The sequence below is a fragment of the Pseudomonas sp. 01L34 genome (assembly GCF_056400265.1).
This window is the reverse complement of sequence record NZ_JBFTSX010000006.1, coordinates 159,237-173,753: the sequence shown is the minus strand read 5'-3', so window position 1 is coordinate 173,753 and position 14,517 is coordinate 159,237. Positions and strand designations below refer to the sequence as shown.

Genomic DNA, 14,517 nt, shown 5'->3' with positions numbered 1-14,517 from the left:
GAGCTACCCGCATGCAGAACTACAAAAAGATCTTCCTGGCTGCGGCCGTCACCCTGGCCTTCAGCGCCGGTGCCGCCGCCGAGACCTTGAAGATGGGCATCGAAGCGGCCTACCCGCCGTTCAACAATAAAGATGCCAGTGGCAATGTCGTCGGCTTCGACAAAGACATCGGCGACGCCTTGTGCGCCAAGATGAAAGTCGAGTGCACCGTGGTCACCTCCGATTGGGACGGCATCATCCCGGCCCTGAACGCCAAGAAATTCGACTTCCTGATCTCCTCGATGTCGATCACCGATGAGCGCAAGCAAGCGGTAGACTTCACCGCACCGTACTACTCCAACAAACTGCAGTTCATTGCCAAGAAAGACGTCGACTTCAAGACCGACAAGGCTTCGCTGCAAGGCAAGGTGATCGGGGCCCAACGCGCGACCCTGGCCGGCACCTGGCTGGAAGACAACATGGAAGGCGTCGAAGTCAAACTCTACGACACCCAGGAAAACGCTTACCTGGACCTGACTTCCGGTCGCCTGGACGGCATCCTGGCCGACAAGTACGTCAACTATGAGTGGCTGAAAAGCGACGCCGGCCGTCCTTACGAATTCAAGGGTGACCCGGTTGAAGAAAGCGACAAGATCGGTATCGCCGTTCGCAAGAACGACCCGATCCGCGAGAAGCTGAACGCTGCGCTGAAAGAAATCGTCGCTGACGGCACCTACAAGAAGATCAACGACAAGTACTTCCCGTTCAGCATCTATTGATTCTGACCTGCCTGACCGGCGCCGTTCGCTGACGGCGCCAGTCCTTGGCATTGCCTGCCGCGATTTGAAAAGAAATCCATGATTATCGACCTCTACGGATTCGGCCCGGCGCTCGCCGCTGGCGCACTGATGACTGTGAAACTGGCACTCTCGGCCTTGTGCCTGGGGCTGGTGCTCGGTCTGCTCGGCGCCTTGGCCAAGACTTCCCCGTACAAGCCGCTGCAATGGCTTGGCGGCACTTATTCAACGCTGGTTCGCGGCATCCCGGAATTGCTTTGGGTGCTGTTGATCTACTTCGGCACAGTCAACCTGATGCGTGCGCTGGGTGAGTTCTTCGGCAACCCCGAGCTCGAACTCAACGCCTTTGCCGCCGGCGTCATTGCGCTGGGGCTGTGTTTCGGCGCCTATGCCACGGAAGTGTTTCGCGGGGCGATTCTGGCGATTCCCAAAGGTCACCGTGAAGCCGGTGTGGCCCTGGGCCTGTCGAAATTCCGCATCTTCACCAAGTTGATCATGCCGCAGATGTGGCGCATCGCCCTGCCGGGCCTGGGCAATCTGTTCATGATTCTGATGAAAGACACTGCGCTGGTATCGGTCATCGGCCTTGAAGAAATCATGCGTCACGCGCAAATCGGCGTGACCGTATCCAAGCAACCGTTCACCTTCTATATGGTGGCTGCCTTCATGTACCTGAGCCTGACCATTCTGGCCATGACCGGCATGCACTTTATGGAACGACGTGCCGCTCGCGGCTTCGCGAGGAGCACCCAATGAATTGGGAAGTCATCATCAAGTGGCTGCCAAAACTGGCTCAGGGCGCGACGCTGACCCTGGAACTGGTGGCCATCGCCGTGATTGCCGGGTTGCTGCTGGCAATTCCGCTGGGCATCGCTCGCTCATCGCGACTCTGGTATGTGCGGGCATTCCCCTACGGCTACATCTTCTTTTTCCGTGGCACGCCGTTGCTGGTTCAGCTGTTCCTGGTCTACTACGGCCTGGCGCAGTTCGATGCGGTGCGTAACAGCTCGATGTGGCCGTACCTGCGCGATCCGTTCTGGTGCGCCACCGCGACCATGACCTTGCACACCGCGGCCTACATCGCCGAGATCCTGCGTGGCGCGATCCAGGCGATTCCACCGGGCGAGATCGAAGCGGCGCGGGCGCTGGGCATGTCCCGGGCCAAGGCGTTGTTCTACATCATGCTGCCACGTGCTGCGCGTATCGGCCTGCCGGCGTACAGCAACGAAGTGATCCTGATGCTCAAGGCCAGTGCCCTGGCCAGTACCGTGACCCTGCTGGAGCTGACCGGCATGGCCCGCACCATCATTGCTCGCACCTACCTGCCGGTGGAGATCTTCTTCGCCGCGGGCATGTTCTATCTGCTGATGGCTTACGTGCTGGTGCGCGGCTTCAAGCTGCTGGAGCGCTGGTTGCGCGTCGATGCCTGCCAAGGGCGCTGATGCCTGCGTGCTGACGGGCGAGACGCTACTCGCCCGCTTCGCTGCGCTGGATGCTTTTCTGATCGAGCATCAGGCGCTGTGGAAGCCCCGACCGTTTACCCATCTGCAACTACCCTGGGAAGCGTCCTACCCGGAACTGGCGTTGTGGCTACGCGGGCGGTCGCTGGAAGATGCGGAAAACAGTCATAACCAGCCTGGCGGGCTCGATGCGCCGGAGCCGTTTGCTTCATTGGCGGCGATGTCTCTTGAGCTGAGTGCGGTGGGCGAATTGCCCGCTCGTGCACTCGAAGCGGCGGGCCATCGGTTGAATGTGGATGTGCCAGGGCGCAAGTGGCAGCAGATTGAAGCGTTCGCCGGTTGCTTGCAGTTTGCCCGTGCACCGACGCATTGGCTGGACTGGTGTTCGGGCAAGGGCCATTTGGGGCGACGCCTGCTGCAAACCGGTCAACAATTGACCTGCCTGGAATACGACCCAGCGCTGGTCGCCAGCGGCCAGGCACTCAGCCAGCGCCATCAAATGCATGCGCTGCATGTCGAACAGGATGTACTCGCGCCTGGCGCAGCCTCTTTATTGAATGCCGATCACACACCCGTAGCGCTGCACGCCTGCGGGGATCTGCATGTGCGACTGATCCAGCTCGCCAGCGCCGCCGGATGCAAACAACTGGCCATCGCACCGTGCTGTTACAATCGGATCAGTCTGAACACCTATCGGCCACTTTCCTGTGCGGCCGAGCGCTCCAACCTACACCTTTCCCTCGATGATCTTGCGCTGCCGATGAGCGAAACCGTCACCGCCGGCGCTCGCGTCCGACGCCAGCGCGACACCTCCATGGCCCGGCGCCTGGGGTTCGACCTGCTGCAACGGCAACTTCGCGGTGTCGACGAATACCTGCCCACCCCTTCCCTGCCCAGCGCCTGGCTGGACAAACCCTTCTCCGATTACTGCCGCGATCTGGCCGCACTCAAAGACTTATCCACAGTCGGCACGCCAGATTGGACCGAACTGGAAGCCGCCGGTTGGCAGCGACTGGCCGAAGTGCGCAACCTGGAGCTGCTGCGAGGCCTTTTCCGACGGCCTCTGGAGCTGTGGCTGGTACTCGATCGGGCACTTTTCCTCATTGAGCAGGGCTATATCGTTCGCCTCGGCACCTTCTGCGAATCGCCACTCACACCGCGCAATTTCCTGCTTCTGGCAGAGCGCCCTTAAACAGTCGCAACCTGTGGATAACTCTGTTGATGGAATTATCGTGGATCCAATATCCACGCTGTTTTACGCCTAAAACACAACTGGTCATTTTTTGTTCACAAAAATAAAAAACCCATAAAACAGACATTTGCGGACAAATGAGAACGAGTCCACAAAAGCGCAATGATCAAGCAGATTCCGCCAGCCCGTTGTGCATAAGCATTCAATCAAAACGACATAACCGCCGAATTCCGGACACCACGGGCGAAAAATTGCGCCTGGCAATGCCCCTTGCTATACACGCATACGAGGGCGCCGACAGTGCGGCCATGAACAAGAAAAATCTTCGACCGTGACGTTCTGCAGAGGCCATCAATTCAGCCACCCCGTCACCAACACCGAAAACCACCTCCCCGCCTCCCTGCAACGCGCTGAACACGCCGAAGCGCAACTGCGGGCGATGCAAAACAGCCGAGCCTGGCGCACCCTGCAGAAACTCAAGAAAGTACTGCATCGCGCCTGACCGAAAGCCTGCGCAAAAATAGTCTGAATTCAGGGGTTTACAGAACCAACCCAATCGCTATAATCGTCGCCCTGACACGCCGGTATAGCTCAGATGGTAGAGCAACTGACTTGTAATCAGTAGGTCCCGGGTTCGATTCCTGGTGCCGGCACCATACAAAACGAAGCCCTCGCAGAAATGCGAGGGCTTTGTTGTTTCTGGGGTTGGAGAATCTGCTTCCACCCGACCTTGATAGGCCCCACCTAAATTGCAAACCAATACACCCGCCAAGCCTAGGTTGACGTCGTCAGCAAGCTCAAATCGTGCGGGACTTTTTTGCTCAAACCAGGGATACGAAGATTTCCATTTGGGAAAATAACGTTGCCCCTTTTCCACTTCTCAGAGGTCATTGTCTCCAGTTACCGCTCCTGGCTGGGGCTCTTTGCCAATAAAAGGGGCGGTTTCCACTTCCAGCATCAGCAACACCATTTCCGTCAACTCGGCGTCGGATTTCCGTCCCGCATAGAGGTCATGGAGTGCTTTGGCGAAGGGGATGCGCAGGTCCTGGTTTTCTTCGCGGGCGGTATCGCTGTATTGCATGAGTTCGCTGATGGCTCGCAGCACAGCCGCTTGCCACCGAGCGGTGGTCCTGGGACCACCGCTGGTGATTGCAATCAACTTATCCTTCGTCAGCTGGCGAAGGGCAGGTTCTCGCAACGGCTTATGCGGCTTTGGGTTGCGAGTGATCTTTGACATACCGGACGATACTCAGCGTTTCCTGCCGGAACTGCTCGTAGTCGATCTGCTGGGCGTTAATAAAGGTGCTGCCCATCATGGTCAGCGAGCCCATAAAGCTGGCTTCGGAAATTTCCTCATCGCTCGCGCCAAACAGGCGCGCGGCTTCGGTATGGAACAGAGCGCAATACTTGCAACGGGTCGCCCCGGATACCGCCAGACCTATCAACTCCTTGTACTTATTAGGAATCTTGGTATCTGCCAGCCAGAAATCCCGGGCTACGCCCCAGAATCCGATCGCGCCGCCTTCCGGCATCTGCTTGATCCACTCCGGAACCAGACCCAGGGTCTGTTCAATTTCCTGATAGGTATCACGAATGGCCATTTGACACCTCCTTACCTCTGTAGAGACATCTTCTATAGAGATATAACTAGTTTAGTTCCCTGGCGGCCATGCCAGAGCCGGCTGCAGCACGACTTCAGCAAATGAACTCTTAACCATCGTAGAAACAACAGGATGGATTTAGACTTTTCGGGCGCAATGACGTACCGCTCAGTACCTGGAGTTATCAGACTTGGCGGGTTGGCTAAGAGACGATCTTCGGATGATGCACGTGCTGGTAAAGCGTGCACCATACAAAACAAAGCCCTCGCAAAAACGCGAGGGCTTTGTTGTTTCTGATGTTTAGAAAACAGGTCTTAGTGACCCGCACTCTGCCCGCCATCAACATGCAGGATTTCCCCGGTGACAAAGTTGGCGCTGTCCAGATACACAACAGCCTGAGCAATATCGCTGATCTCGCCCATGTGCCCAACCGGATGCAAACTCCCCAGCGCTTCATGGGTTTCCTCTCCGTGCATCGGCGTTTTGATGATGCCGGGGCTAACCGCATTCACTCGAATCCCGCGCTTGGCGTACTCGATGGCCAGGGATTTGGTCGCCGCGTTCAAGCCACCTTTGGTCAACGAAGCCAGTACCGATGGCACACCGTCAATGGCGTGGTCCACCAGGCTGGTGGTGATGTTGACGACGTGGCCTTTGCCCTGCTTTTCCATCTCGGTGATCGCAAGTTGGGTGATGTAGAAGAAACCATTCAGGTTCACCGACAGCACCGCGGCATAGTCTTCCGGGGTGTAAGCAGTGAACGGCTTGGCAACGAAGATCCCGGCGTTGTTGACCAGGGTGTCGATGCGGCCAAAACGTGCGATCGCTTCACGAATGACTTGCTGAGCGACCGCCGGGTCGCCGATGTCGCCCGCCACGGTGAGGATGTCCGGGTCGGTGGACGGTTTGATCGAACGCGAGGTGGCGACAACCTTGTAATCGAGATCACGGAAAGCCTTGACCATGCCTGCGCCGAGCCCTTGGGAGGCGCCAGTAATTACGATGACTTTTTTCGAATTGCTCATGATGAACCTCTACTCATAAATGATGGTTTGAAAAAGTGATTAATCAGGCTTCAACAGGCGCCTGTGCCATTTGTCTCAACATCTGTTCGTAGTACTCGACCGATTGCGAACCGGACACCAGGTGACGGCCGTTCAGCACCATGGCCGGTACCGAATTAATGCCGCGCTCGCGGTAAAACACTTCAAGCTCACGCACTTCCTGGGCAAACGCTCCGGACACCAACACCTCACGCGCACTCGCCGCATCCAATCCCACTTGCGCCGCCAGTCGAACCAGCGTTTCGCGATCGTTCGGATTCTGGCCGTCGGTGAAATAAGCACGCAGTAGGGCTTTCTTGAGTGCGACCTGACGCCCTTCCTGCAACGCCCACAACAGCAATCGGTGAGCATCGAAGGTGTTATGGAAGTGGGTGCGCTTCTCCAGATCGAACTTGAACCCGATGGCCTCACCCCGAGCGATCTGCATCGCTTTACCGGCGGCGACGTCCTCGGCGCTGCGCCCGTACTTGCGCATCAAGTGCGCAACCGCGTTCTCGCCTTCGGCCGGCATGTCGGGGTTCAGTTCGAAAGGCTTGAAAGTCAGCTCGACCGAGATCTCACCCGCCACGTTCTCGATCGCTTGCTCCAGCGCCGTCGCACCCAAGGCACACCACGGGCACACCACATCGGAAACGAAATCGATGGTGACGGAGGCGGTCATGACTGCCCCTCCGCCTCAGCCAGTTGCTTGCGGTACTGGGTGGTGGTGATACCGGCATAGCCCCAGTTATCGGTGTCGACTTCCTCGATCACGATGTGGGTCAGGTCCGGGCGTTTGTTGAGGACGCGTTCCAGGGTTTCAGTGATTTCGGCGATCACCTGAGCTTTCTGCTCCGAGGTAACACCATCGCGGGTAATGCGTACGCTGACAAAAGGCATGATGAGTCTCCAGTGACCTGCCCTTCGGGATGAATGGGTAGGTGGGCGGAGCTCAATGTAAGAGGTTGGTTTGGGGGGATAAAGGTGGGGGCGGGAACATCATTAGTGACGTGGTGTAATGAGTCCGCACTCAGGCCAGATCTTAACCTTTATGCTAAATTATGGCTGGCCAATAATTATGGCGTATCCATAAAAAGAGGTGGTCGACCAAGCGAAAACAGATTTGGTGCTGATCATCGACGAAGTGCAGCACGCGATTTCCTCCGACGACGGCAATCAACTGCTCCTGGCACTCAAAGCCGCTCGTGATGCAATAAACCCACGCCCTAATACACCTGGCTACTTTCTGTTCATCGGAACGGGATCGCACAGGGCGCAAGTCAGCGAACTGACTGCAAAGCGGAACCAAGAATTTTCCGGTGCAACGTCGGCGGCTTATCCGGTGTTGGGCATGGGATTTATGCGATTACGGATCAGTTTGTTCAGGAGAGTTGGTTGGAAGAACGAGCGTTGATTGACGCCAGTTAGAATCCAGATGAAGCATGTAGCTCAATGCCGACTGGCCATTGAACGGTGCGGCGGTGTTGGGCTTTTCCGCAGCCTGAAAAGACGCCGACATACGGTCCGACACACACGTTGACACCCCCACTATAGGGGCAGAGAATTAAATCGAGAGCGCGAAACCGACTGCCTCCAAGTGGCAATAGTCGGCGGAGGGACCTCGTTGATGACTTGGAAATCGACGCCTGGTGAGACCTCTTCTCCCCTGCTTGAGGGAGCACAATATCAAGCACCTTTTCATGAAAGCAGCCTGATCAGGCTGCTTTTTTTTGCCTTGGGAAAAGGTTTTGTTGATAAAACAAGCAGCCAAAAAACGCCCACACCTCCCCCATCCGGGCCACTTTCTTGACCCCGATCACCTCCCCCCCAACAAAAATCTCGATCCTGTGTAAGCCTCCAGCCATCGGACGCAGAATCATTTCGCTACTAAACTCGGGACAAGCATGCTCTGGTGCAGGATCATAGCCAGCACGCGACCCACGCCCACCGGGCGGCAAGGTACACAACAATAGCCAGCCCACTTTAGAGGGCATTACCCAAATGGATAGCAGAACCTTACGCAACCTCATGCGCATCGTGCAGACCGGCTCGTTGTCGGCGGCGGCAGAGCATTCCTTTTTGACCGTGCAGGCATTGGCCGCGCAGTTGAACAAGGTCGAAGAGCAGTTCGGTTTTCGGTTGTTTCGTCGCTCCAACAAGGGGCTGACCCTGACCACACAGGGCACGGAGCTCACGCCCTACATGGACAAAGTGTTGGTCGCCACGCGGCAGCTGGAAGAGAAAGTCGCCGCGCTCAAGGTGCCCGGGCAGCGCACGCTCAAGGTTGCGCTTAACACCACGCTCTCGGCCGACTTCAACCGGCGAATGATCGGACGCCTCATCGAGGTGTTTGCTGATTATCAGCTGGAATTCAGCTACGCCGAGTCGATGGAAAACCTCAGCAAGTTGAAGAATGAGGACTTCGACCTGGCCGTGCTGATCGGGCCGCAACAGCCGGGGTTGCCCAGCATTGCCCTGCCCGATGTGCAAGTGCAGGTGGTCGGTGCTCATTGCGGTCAGGAAAACGACCCGCTGGTGCTGCTTGGCAATAAATTTCAGGTTCGGCCGGCCGACGACTGTCCGTATTCCCACAGCTTCTTGCGCTTTCTCGACGCAGGCCTTGGCAACTACGAGTCAGGCAAGCGGATGATCTATTCCTGCAGTGAAACCCTGACCCTATCGTTGATCACGCAAATGGACGGACTGGGCATGGTTTCCCGTGAGGCGGCCCTGCGTAACGGCCTGACCATTTTCCCGGGGTTCGAGGACTCCCTCGAAGTGCGGCTGGCGATCAATAATCCCGAGTTGTCGGGTCAGGCCTTGAATGAAGTGGTCGATCTGCCGCTACATGAACGAGCCGAGCGCAATGTACGCAGCCGTTCCCACCGCAACGGAGAGAAAGAGATTTTTGCTGAAATACGCACATAACAACGTCGGAATGGCTGCATAAAATTCCGGGCGATCGAGCTGCACATGCTGATCCTTGATCAACAGGGGCGTGAGGCTGATGGCAGCCACGATCGCCACCGGCAGGTATTCCAGCGCCCGGGCGACCAGAGGTGGCCAATGATCGGTGTTCACCTGCAGCGGCAACGCGCGTGGCAGGAATGTCACGGCCATCATCAGCGCGACGACCAGGATCAGGAACGTTTGGTCAGGCATACACCCACTCCGCAGCCCACGAATGTGGCGATGAATACGTTGAAGGGTGAGTTGCCAATCAGGCTCAGTGCCCCCATGCAAGCGACCGCGGCCAGTGCGGCGATCAGTTTGTTGCGGGTGTTGCAGAGCGATACCAGCACGTAGAGCATCATCGCGGTCAGTGCATAGTCGAGCTGATATTTGATCAGGTGCGCCGCGTACTGCGCGCAGATCGCCCCCAGCAAACCGCCGAGTACCCACGAGGTGTGGCAATACAGATTGAAGCCGATCAGGTAACGCACATTGACCGGCGAGCCCTTGCCCAGTTTGACGCTGTGGAAGGCGAACGATTCATCGGTCAGCCCACCGGCATAACACCAGCGTTCCAGACGACTGAGCCCCAGCGCTTGCAGGGCCTTGGCCATATAGACCGACATCAGCATGTGCCGCGCATTGATCAGAAACGTGGTGAGGATAATGGTGGTCAGCGACGCACCGCTGGAGATCAACGCCAGGGCGGCGAACTGCGAGGCACCGGCGTAGACGAACAGGCACATCGCGACCGGCAGCCACACGGGCATCCCGGCATTGACGGCCATCAGACCGAACACAAACGACACCGTGAAGTAGCCCGCAACCACCGGGCTGGCTTCAGCAAACGTGCGCGAGGGCTGGGGCTCGACCATCAGCGGCTGGCTGCTGGACGTCTCATTCATAGGTCCCTCTCAAAGGTAGTTTCGCCGCGCGGCTCACAAAAGCCCTGGGCACTCCAAAAGCGTTTGCCGGCAAGGTTAGCATCGTCGACGAACAGGAACATCCGCAGCACACCCACCCGTTTCATGTCCGCCGAGGCCGCTTCCACCAGACGTTGACCGACGCCCTGGCTGCGATACAACGTGCTCACCGCCAGGTGATTGATGGTGCCACGGCTGCCAAGCATGCCGCCCAACACCGCGCCGACCACTTCGCCACCGACATCGAGTGCGAGGAACGCGGTGGTGGTTTTCTGCTCCAGCACACCGCGCAGGCATTTGGCGTCCTGCCATTCACAGAACGACACTTCTTCGAATTGCCGAAAGAAGCGCTCCAGGCGTTGGGCATCCTTGGCCGTCGCGCGTCGCAGCATCACCGGTGCAGAACACTCGGTGATGTTCATCATGGGGTCGAACTGTTCAGCGAACAATGTCGAAAGCGGTCCCGGGCCGCGAGAAGGAAATGGCCAGAATCTGCCGATAGGCCATTTCGTGAGCATGGGTGTTGCGCGCCGGTGTCACGTAGTGACGCATCTCGCGATCGAGGAAGTAGGTGGTGTCGAGGATTTCCAGATAGGTCGTTGCCGCCAACTGTTCCTCTTGGGCCGAATACAAACGGCTCTCCGCCCCGTCCACATTGTTGCGACCCCAGAAATGCACACCGCTGAACGGATAACCGTCGCAATGAATACCTTCCGGGGTGATTTCCAGTTGCTTGCCCGGCTTGATTTCGATGCGGATCTGATGAATCTGGCATTGCCAGATTGCGTCGTGCAGTTCCGGCGGCAATACGTGTTTGTACACCTCGAAATCCGTATCGATCAGGCTGCGCATCACCGGCGAATTAATGACCTCATTAGAGAAGTCCTGGAAGTGCCGCTCCAGTCCACCGACGTAGCTGTTGTTGGCCTTCGATTGCACGTAGGCGCGGTGTTCCAATTGCTTCAAGTCACGGGTGACCGGGTTGTATTCAAAATCGCTGTAGCGACGAAAACGCATGCCCGCATCGGCTTGGCCGTAATAACTGTCCGGCTCCATGTTTTCCCAACTTTTGGTCAGTCTGACGAAGTCGGAAAAATGACCGAAGAGGTTGAAGTCGGCTCCCTGGACGTTGACATACTTGTCGCGCCGTAGCGATTCGCCAACTTCTCTGTTCAACACGATCATTACTAGGTCTCCGCTGCATTAAGCGGCCTAATCTAGTAGGTGCCGGATTGACGGCCCATGAGAAAGAATTTCAGGCACATCAAGCGTTGTTTGAAACGCAGGATGAAGTAGCTTCAATTCGACTTTTTACGATCGAAAACAGCCTTTTTCGGTGTTTTCATATGGTTATGAGGCAAAAAAAACCCCGAACCAGTCAGGGTTTTTATCGAGTCTGAACAACTCAGCCGATCATCAGAAGATGTTGATCGGGTAATCCACGAATACGCGCAGTTCGTTGCCGCTGACGTTGTACTCGCTGGATTTCTGCGACACACGCAGGATCGAGCTGCGTACCTTCACGCTCAGGTCTTTGGCCGGGCCACTCTGCACGACGTACTTGAACTGGTTGAAGATCTCGCGCTCGGTGCCGCCTTCGCTGGTGGAAGTGGTGATGTTGTCGCCGCGCACGTAGGCCACGTTGTAGCTCAGGCCCGGAACGCCGAAGGCGCCGAAGTCCAGACCGTAACCCAGCTGCCAGCTGCGTTCGTCTTCGGCGTTGAAGTCGGACCAGTAGGAGTTCGCCAGGTAAATGGTGTTGCCGCCGTCGCCGACGCGGTTCTGGCCGCGCTGATAGCCACCGTAGGCATAACCCAGGTTGCTGTCGCCGGTGCTGCGCTGGTGGGCGAGGGTGAACGAGTGCGGGCCGGTGACAAAGGTCGCTGCCAGGCTCCAGATTTTGTTGTCGTCGCCGGTGACACCGTTTTCCCGGACGTAGGAGTTGTCCAGCTTGGTGCGATAGCCGTTGAAGTCCAGGGTCAGGGACTGATCCTTGGCAATCGGGAACACGTAATTGGCGTTCACGTATTGCTTCTTCAGTACGTCTTCGACGTCGGAAGCGTACAGCGCTGCCTTGAACTGTTCAGTGAACTGGTAGCTACCACCCAATACGTTGATCGACTTCAAGCCACCACTGTCACGGCCTTCAGCGCTTTTGCGCGATTCAGCGGTGAAGCGACCGGCGTTCAGCTCCAGGCCTTTGATCTCTTTGGAGGTGATCAAGGTGCCGGTATAGCTTTCCGGCAGCAGGCGGGAGTTGTCGTAGTTCAGCACCGGCAGGGCCGGCATCTGGTCACCGTAGGTCAGGACGGTGCTGGAGATACGGAATTTGACCGCGCCACCGAACTTGGACAAGTCATCCGCCGCGTTGCCGCTGTCGCCCTGCTTGAAGAAGTCGATACCACCGGCGCCGCTGCGGCCTTTGCCGCCGTCCAGACGCAGTGCGTACAGACCGAAGGCATCCACACCCACACCGACGGTGCCTTGGGTGAAACCGGACGAGTAAGTACCGATGGCCGCTTGGCCCCATTCGGCTTTGTCCGGGTTGCCATCTTTATAGTCACGATTGATGTAGGCGTTGCGCAGCAGCACTTTGAGGCTGCTGTCTTCAACAAAACCCTTGGATTCGGCCTGGTCGTTAGCCATGGCCTGTGTGGCGCTCAACATCCCCAGTGCGATCAGGCTGATTCGCTTGTTCAACATGTTATTTTCCTTATTACGGGTTGATACGCTCTGTGCCGAACAGCTGAAACGGCGCTATCGCGCTCTTTTTTCACCGCAAAAACAAAAAGGCCCGCCCACGAAAATTCGCGGCGGGCCTTTTATTGTTTTGTCAGTCGTGGCGGTTAGCCACAGGCGTTGGGGCGCATCCTATCTGCGCCCTTAATGATGTGTCAATTTCGTGAATCTTCTGTAAATAGGCGAAAATCGTCTAAGAAATCACTTGTCAGCGATAGCCAATTGCACGACATGGCTGTCGACGAATTGTTCGAAATGGGTGACTTTTCCATCGGCCAGAGTCCACAAGTGCGCGACTCGGGCATTCATCGCACGACCGGTGGCTTTATAGACGCCGCTGTAATTGCCGTAGGCAAATACCTTGTCGCCCTGAGCGACGTAGTTCTCGACCTTGAACCGAAAATCTTCCCACTCAGTGGCCAGGCGCTTGAAGACATTTTCGACGATCGCGTCGAAACCGACGTAGGTCCCGGCATACGGAAAACCTGCGGCTTCGGTCCAGCGAGCGTCATCGGCCAGCGCCGCGGCGGTGTTGCGCGCATTCTCCTGGGAGTTGACGCCTTCGTAGGTGCTTTTGATCAGGCTCAGGTTATCCATGGTGACTCCAGGTGAGTTCAATGGGCGCAGCCGTCGAGGCCACAGGTTTGAAACGCGGATGAAGACTCTGTTGCCGAAAGCGACTGGCTCAACCATTGGGCGAAGGCCTGCGGCTTGCCGAGCCAAGGGCCGATATCGACCAGGGTGAACTGGCCATCCTGTTCCAGCGCGAAGGTCGGGAAGCCCTGACCGCCGACACGGGCCAAGAGTGCGCGGCTGTCCTTGATATGGCGACCGGTATCAGCTGCACTAAATGCCTGCTGGAAAGCCTCGGGCTCAAGACCTGTCTGTGCGGCAAGTTCAAGCAAAACAGCCTCGTCAGCGATGCGTCGACCTTCCACGTAATGAGCCGTCTGCAAACGCCCCAGCAACTCCAGTCCGCGCCCGGCGATCTGCTCGGCTGCCAGCACGGCGGCAATCGGCGGCGTGGAGTCGAATACCGCCGTCCCATCACGCAACAACCCCTCAAAATACGCCTCGCCAAACGGCTGACCGGTGTACTCGGCGATGCGCCGGTCGTGGGGCATGACGTAATTGCGTAGTTGTAGCGAAACGGTTTGGCGATTGGCACCACTCATCATGCCGCCCCCGTGGCCGATCACCGGCAACACGGTTTGGGCAGCTTGCACCAAGGGTTTGGCGCCGTAGCACCAACCGCACAATGGGTCGTAAATGTAGTGAAGGGTCATGGGAAGACTCCGGCAATAAAGTAGGAAAACTCAATGCCGGCAGACTAATACTCAGATCGTTTTGGAAAAACGCCGGAATCGATTTCAGTCTGTTTCGAGAATCGGTCGAATGCCCCTTAACGGGCACCCACCGATCTTGCAGGCGCCACTTTTGCGACGGGCATAAAAAAGCGCCACCTTTCCGGCAGCGCTTTTATCAATCCGTTGTTTTTCTTCTTATCCTTCCATCACATCCCACAACGCCTCCAGTTCCGCCTCGCTGAATAAACCAGCGGGATAGCGCTCGATCATCATCCGGCGCGGATCAGGTTCCCTGATCTGACGCGTTCCATTGGACTTCAACCATTGTGCCAGGACCTGGAGCGATTCGCTGTTAACTGCCAGGGGATGCAGTGCCCGATCGCTCACTACGTTCATTTCGGCGTTCATCTAAGCGCTCTCTCCTGGTTTGTGAGCGGCTAACTTATCCAAGGTTTATGACAGAACATCGAAGTTCTCTCCCTCCCCGTGTTGCGCCATCCAAGATACAAGAGCTATGCCAATGT

Annotated in this window: 19 protein-coding genes, 1 tRNA gene and 2 pseudogenes; 9 read left to right on the top strand and 13 right to left on the bottom strand. The window is 57.1% G+C overall.

All coding sequences use genetic code 11. The annotated features are described in order from the left end of the window. Positions 1-11: 11 nt before the first annotated feature. The 6 genes and pseudogenes from AC1DQM_RS19830 to AC1DQM_RS19805 all read left to right on the top strand — a co-directional run bounded on the left by AC1DQM_RS19830 (position 12) and on the right by AC1DQM_RS19805 (position 4,084). The gene (locus AC1DQM_RS19830; RefSeq protein ID WP_018929227.1) at positions 12-758 is read left to right on the top strand and encodes an ABC transporter substrate-binding protein; all 747 of its coding nucleotides are present in this window, start codon (positions 12-14) and stop codon (positions 756-758) included. A gap of 78 nt (positions 759-836) precedes the next feature. Next, a complete protein-coding gene (locus AC1DQM_RS19825) occupies positions 837-1,532 on the top strand; it encodes an ABC transporter permease (RefSeq protein ID WP_019651467.1) in 696 nt (231 codons plus the stop codon). Next, positions 1,529-2,218, top strand: coding sequence for an ABC transporter permease (locus AC1DQM_RS19820; RefSeq protein WP_007897471.1), 690 nt, complete (start codon positions 1,529-1,531; stop codon positions 2,216-2,218). The genes AC1DQM_RS19825 and AC1DQM_RS19820 overlap by 4 nt, the downstream gene beginning before the upstream one ends. Continuing rightward, complete coding sequence (locus AC1DQM_RS19815) at positions 2,199-3,428, top strand: methyltransferase (protein ID WP_477746727.1); 1,230 nt, start codon at positions 2,199-2,201, stop codon at positions 3,426-3,428. The genes AC1DQM_RS19820 and AC1DQM_RS19815 overlap by 20 nt, the downstream gene beginning before the upstream one ends. Positions 3,429-3,765: 337 nt before the next feature. Continuing rightward, a pseudogene (locus tag AC1DQM_RS19810) lies at positions 3,766-3,930 on the top strand (FkbM family methyltransferase); the annotation flags it as partial. Positions 3,931-4,008: 78 nt separating this feature from the next. Then, positions 4,009-4,084 (top strand) — tRNA-Thr (locus AC1DQM_RS19805). A gap of 224 nt (positions 4,085-4,308) precedes the next feature. On the opposite strand, the gene AC1DQM_RS19800 is transcribed toward AC1DQM_RS19805, so the two are convergent. The 5 genes from AC1DQM_RS19800 to AC1DQM_RS19780 form a co-directional block, all read right to left on the bottom strand. After that, positions 4,309-4,665, bottom strand: a complete 357-nt coding sequence (locus tag AC1DQM_RS19800; protein ID WP_477746726.1) for a hypothetical protein — start codon at positions 4,663-4,665, stop codon at positions 4,309-4,311. After that, on the bottom strand, positions 4,631-5,029 hold the full coding sequence (locus tag AC1DQM_RS19795; protein ID WP_007939479.1) for a carboxymuconolactone decarboxylase family protein: 399 nt from the start codon (positions 5,027-5,029) through the stop codon (positions 4,631-4,633). The genes AC1DQM_RS19800 and AC1DQM_RS19795 overlap by 35 nt, the downstream gene beginning before the upstream one ends. Before the next feature lie 314 nt (positions 5,030-5,343). Next, positions 5,344-6,054 carry an SDR family NAD(P)-dependent oxidoreductase gene (locus AC1DQM_RS19790; RefSeq protein WP_064615873.1) on the bottom strand — a complete coding sequence of 237 codons (711 nt, stop codon included), beginning with the start codon at positions 6,052-6,054 and terminating at the stop codon, positions 5,344-5,346. Positions 6,055-6,097: 43 nt separating this feature from the next. Then, positions 6,098-6,754 carry a DsbA family oxidoreductase gene (locus tag AC1DQM_RS19785; RefSeq protein WP_477746725.1) on the bottom strand — a complete coding sequence of 219 codons (657 nt, stop codon included), beginning with the start codon at positions 6,752-6,754 and terminating at the stop codon, positions 6,098-6,100. Beyond that, positions 6,751-6,972 carry a tautomerase family protein gene (locus tag AC1DQM_RS19780; RefSeq protein WP_007939483.1) on the bottom strand — a complete coding sequence of 74 codons (222 nt, stop codon included), beginning with the start codon at positions 6,970-6,972 and terminating at the stop codon, positions 6,751-6,753. The genes AC1DQM_RS19785 and AC1DQM_RS19780 overlap by 4 nt, the downstream gene beginning before the upstream one ends. Before the next feature lie 196 nt (positions 6,973-7,168). Here AC1DQM_RS19780 and AC1DQM_RS19775 point away from each other — a divergent pair. From AC1DQM_RS19775 to AC1DQM_RS19765, 3 genes and pseudogenes are all read left to right on the top strand, one after another. Further along, positions 7,169-7,420 (top strand): annotated as a pseudogene (locus tag AC1DQM_RS19775) (ATP-binding protein); the annotation flags it as partial. Positions 7,421-7,699: 279 nt separating this feature from the next. Further along, positions 7,700-7,882 carry a hypothetical protein gene (locus AC1DQM_RS19770; RefSeq protein WP_155944817.1) on the top strand — a complete coding sequence of 61 codons (183 nt, stop codon included), beginning with the start codon at positions 7,700-7,702 and terminating at the stop codon, positions 7,880-7,882. A gap of 191 nt (positions 7,883-8,073) precedes the next feature. Further along, entirely contained in the window at positions 8,074-9,000 is a 927-nt protein-coding gene (locus AC1DQM_RS19765) for a LysR family transcriptional regulator (protein WP_064615871.1), read from the top strand. Here AC1DQM_RS19765 and AC1DQM_RS19760 read toward each other — a convergent pair. From AC1DQM_RS19760 to AC1DQM_RS19725, 8 genes are all read right to left on the bottom strand, one after another. Beyond that, positions 8,917-9,234 carry an AzlD domain-containing protein gene (locus tag AC1DQM_RS19760; RefSeq protein ID WP_007939492.1) on the bottom strand — a complete coding sequence of 106 codons (318 nt, stop codon included), beginning with the start codon at positions 9,232-9,234 and terminating at the stop codon, positions 8,917-8,919. The genes AC1DQM_RS19765 and AC1DQM_RS19760 overlap by 84 nt on opposite strands. Then, on the bottom strand, positions 9,213-9,929 hold the full coding sequence (locus AC1DQM_RS19755) for an AzlC family ABC transporter permease (protein WP_018929283.1): 717 nt from the start codon (positions 9,927-9,929) through the stop codon (positions 9,213-9,215). Before AC1DQM_RS19755 ends, AC1DQM_RS19760 begins: the two co-directional genes overlap by 22 nt. Beyond that, positions 9,926-10,339: a GNAT family N-acetyltransferase gene (locus tag AC1DQM_RS19750; RefSeq protein WP_173861173.1), complete on the bottom strand. Its 414-nt coding sequence runs from the start codon at positions 10,337-10,339 to the stop codon at positions 9,926-9,928. The genes AC1DQM_RS19755 and AC1DQM_RS19750 overlap by 4 nt, the downstream gene beginning before the upstream one ends. A 46-nt stretch (positions 10,340-10,385) precedes the next feature. Continuing rightward, positions 10,386-11,132 carry a 2OG-Fe dioxygenase family protein gene (locus AC1DQM_RS19745; RefSeq protein ID WP_018929285.1) on the bottom strand — a complete coding sequence of 249 codons (747 nt, stop codon included), beginning with the start codon at positions 11,130-11,132 and terminating at the stop codon, positions 10,386-10,388. A 231-nt stretch (positions 11,133-11,363) separates the two neighbouring features. Beyond that, positions 11,364-12,650, bottom strand: a complete 1,287-nt coding sequence (locus AC1DQM_RS19740; protein WP_477746724.1) for an OprD family porin — start codon at positions 12,648-12,650, stop codon at positions 11,364-11,366. Positions 12,651-12,887: 237 nt separating this feature from the next. Further along, positions 12,888-13,283 carry a nuclear transport factor 2 family protein gene (locus AC1DQM_RS19735; RefSeq protein WP_111453956.1) on the bottom strand — a complete coding sequence of 132 codons (396 nt, stop codon included), beginning with the start codon at positions 13,281-13,283 and terminating at the stop codon, positions 12,888-12,890. A 17-nt stretch (positions 13,284-13,300) separates the two neighbouring features. Continuing rightward, positions 13,301-13,972 carry a DsbA family protein gene (locus tag AC1DQM_RS19730; RefSeq protein WP_477746723.1) on the bottom strand — a complete coding sequence of 224 codons (672 nt, stop codon included), beginning with the start codon at positions 13,970-13,972 and terminating at the stop codon, positions 13,301-13,303. Between the two features lie 216 nt (positions 13,973-14,188). After that, on the bottom strand, positions 14,189-14,401 hold the full coding sequence (locus AC1DQM_RS19725; protein WP_253417234.1) for a hypothetical protein: 213 nt from the start codon (positions 14,399-14,401) through the stop codon (positions 14,189-14,191). Positions 14,402-14,517: the final 116 nt, after the last annotated feature.

Excerpts from the sequence above, each read along its gene's own strand:
- AC1DQM_RS19795 (WP_007939479.1), bottom strand. The coding sequence starts at position 5,029 with ATGGCCATTCGTGATACCTATCAGGAAATTGAACAGACCCTGGGTCTG.
- AC1DQM_RS19730 (WP_477746723.1), bottom strand. The coding sequence starts at position 13,972 with ATGACCCTTCACTACATTTACGACCCATTGTGCGGTTGGTGCTACGGC.
- AC1DQM_RS19830 (WP_018929227.1), top strand. The coding sequence starts at position 12 with ATGCAGAACTACAAAAAGATCTTCCTGGCTGCGGCCGTCACCCTGGCC.
- AC1DQM_RS19765 (WP_064615871.1), top strand. The coding sequence starts at position 8,074 with ATGGATAGCAGAACCTTACGCAACCTCATGCGCATCGTGCAGACCGGC.
- AC1DQM_RS19800 (WP_477746726.1), bottom strand. The coding sequence starts at position 4,665 with ATGTCAAAGATCACTCGCAACCCAAAGCCGCATAAGCCGTTGCGAGAA.
- AC1DQM_RS19755 (WP_018929283.1), bottom strand. The coding sequence starts at position 9,929 with ATGAATGAGACGTCCAGCAGCCAGCCGCTGATGGTCGAGCCCCAGCCC.
- AC1DQM_RS19770 (WP_155944817.1), top strand. The coding sequence starts at position 7,700 with ATGACTTGGAAATCGACGCCTGGTGAGACCTCTTCTCCCCTGCTTGAG.
- AC1DQM_RS19740 (WP_477746724.1), bottom strand. The coding sequence starts at position 12,650 with ATGTTGAACAAGCGAATCAGCCTGATCGCACTGGGGATGTTGAGCGCC.
- AC1DQM_RS19760 (WP_007939492.1), bottom strand. The coding sequence starts at position 9,234 with ATGCCTGACCAAACGTTCCTGATCCTGGTCGTCGCGCTGATGATGGCC.
- AC1DQM_RS19745 (WP_018929285.1), bottom strand. The coding sequence starts at position 11,132 with ATGATCGTGTTGAACAGAGAAGTTGGCGAATCGCTACGGCGCGACAAG.
- AC1DQM_RS19785 (WP_477746725.1), bottom strand. The coding sequence starts at position 6,754 with ATGACCGCCTCCGTCACCATCGATTTCGTTTCCGATGTGGTGTGCCCG.
- AC1DQM_RS19815 (WP_477746727.1), top strand. The coding sequence starts at position 2,199 with ATGCCTGCCAAGGGCGCTGATGCCTGCGTGCTGACGGGCGAGACGCTA.
- AC1DQM_RS19725 (WP_253417234.1), bottom strand. The coding sequence starts at position 14,401 with ATGAACGCCGAAATGAACGTAGTGAGCGATCGGGCACTGCATCCCCTG.
- AC1DQM_RS19780 (WP_007939483.1), bottom strand. The coding sequence starts at position 6,972 with ATGCCTTTTGTCAGCGTACGCATTACCCGCGATGGTGTTACCTCGGAG.
- AC1DQM_RS19750 (WP_173861173.1), bottom strand. The coding sequence starts at position 10,339 with ATGCTGCGACGCGCGACGGCCAAGGATGCCCAACGCCTGGAGCGCTTC.
- AC1DQM_RS19735 (WP_111453956.1), bottom strand. The coding sequence starts at position 13,283 with ATGGATAACCTGAGCCTGATCAAAAGCACCTACGAAGGCGTCAACTCC.
- AC1DQM_RS19790 (WP_064615873.1), bottom strand. The coding sequence starts at position 6,054 with ATGAGCAATTCGAAAAAAGTCATCGTAATTACTGGCGCCTCCCAAGGG.
- AC1DQM_RS19825 (WP_019651467.1), top strand. The coding sequence starts at position 837 with ATGATTATCGACCTCTACGGATTCGGCCCGGCGCTCGCCGCTGGCGCA.
- AC1DQM_RS19820 (WP_007897471.1), top strand. The coding sequence starts at position 1,529 with ATGAATTGGGAAGTCATCATCAAGTGGCTGCCAAAACTGGCTCAGGGC.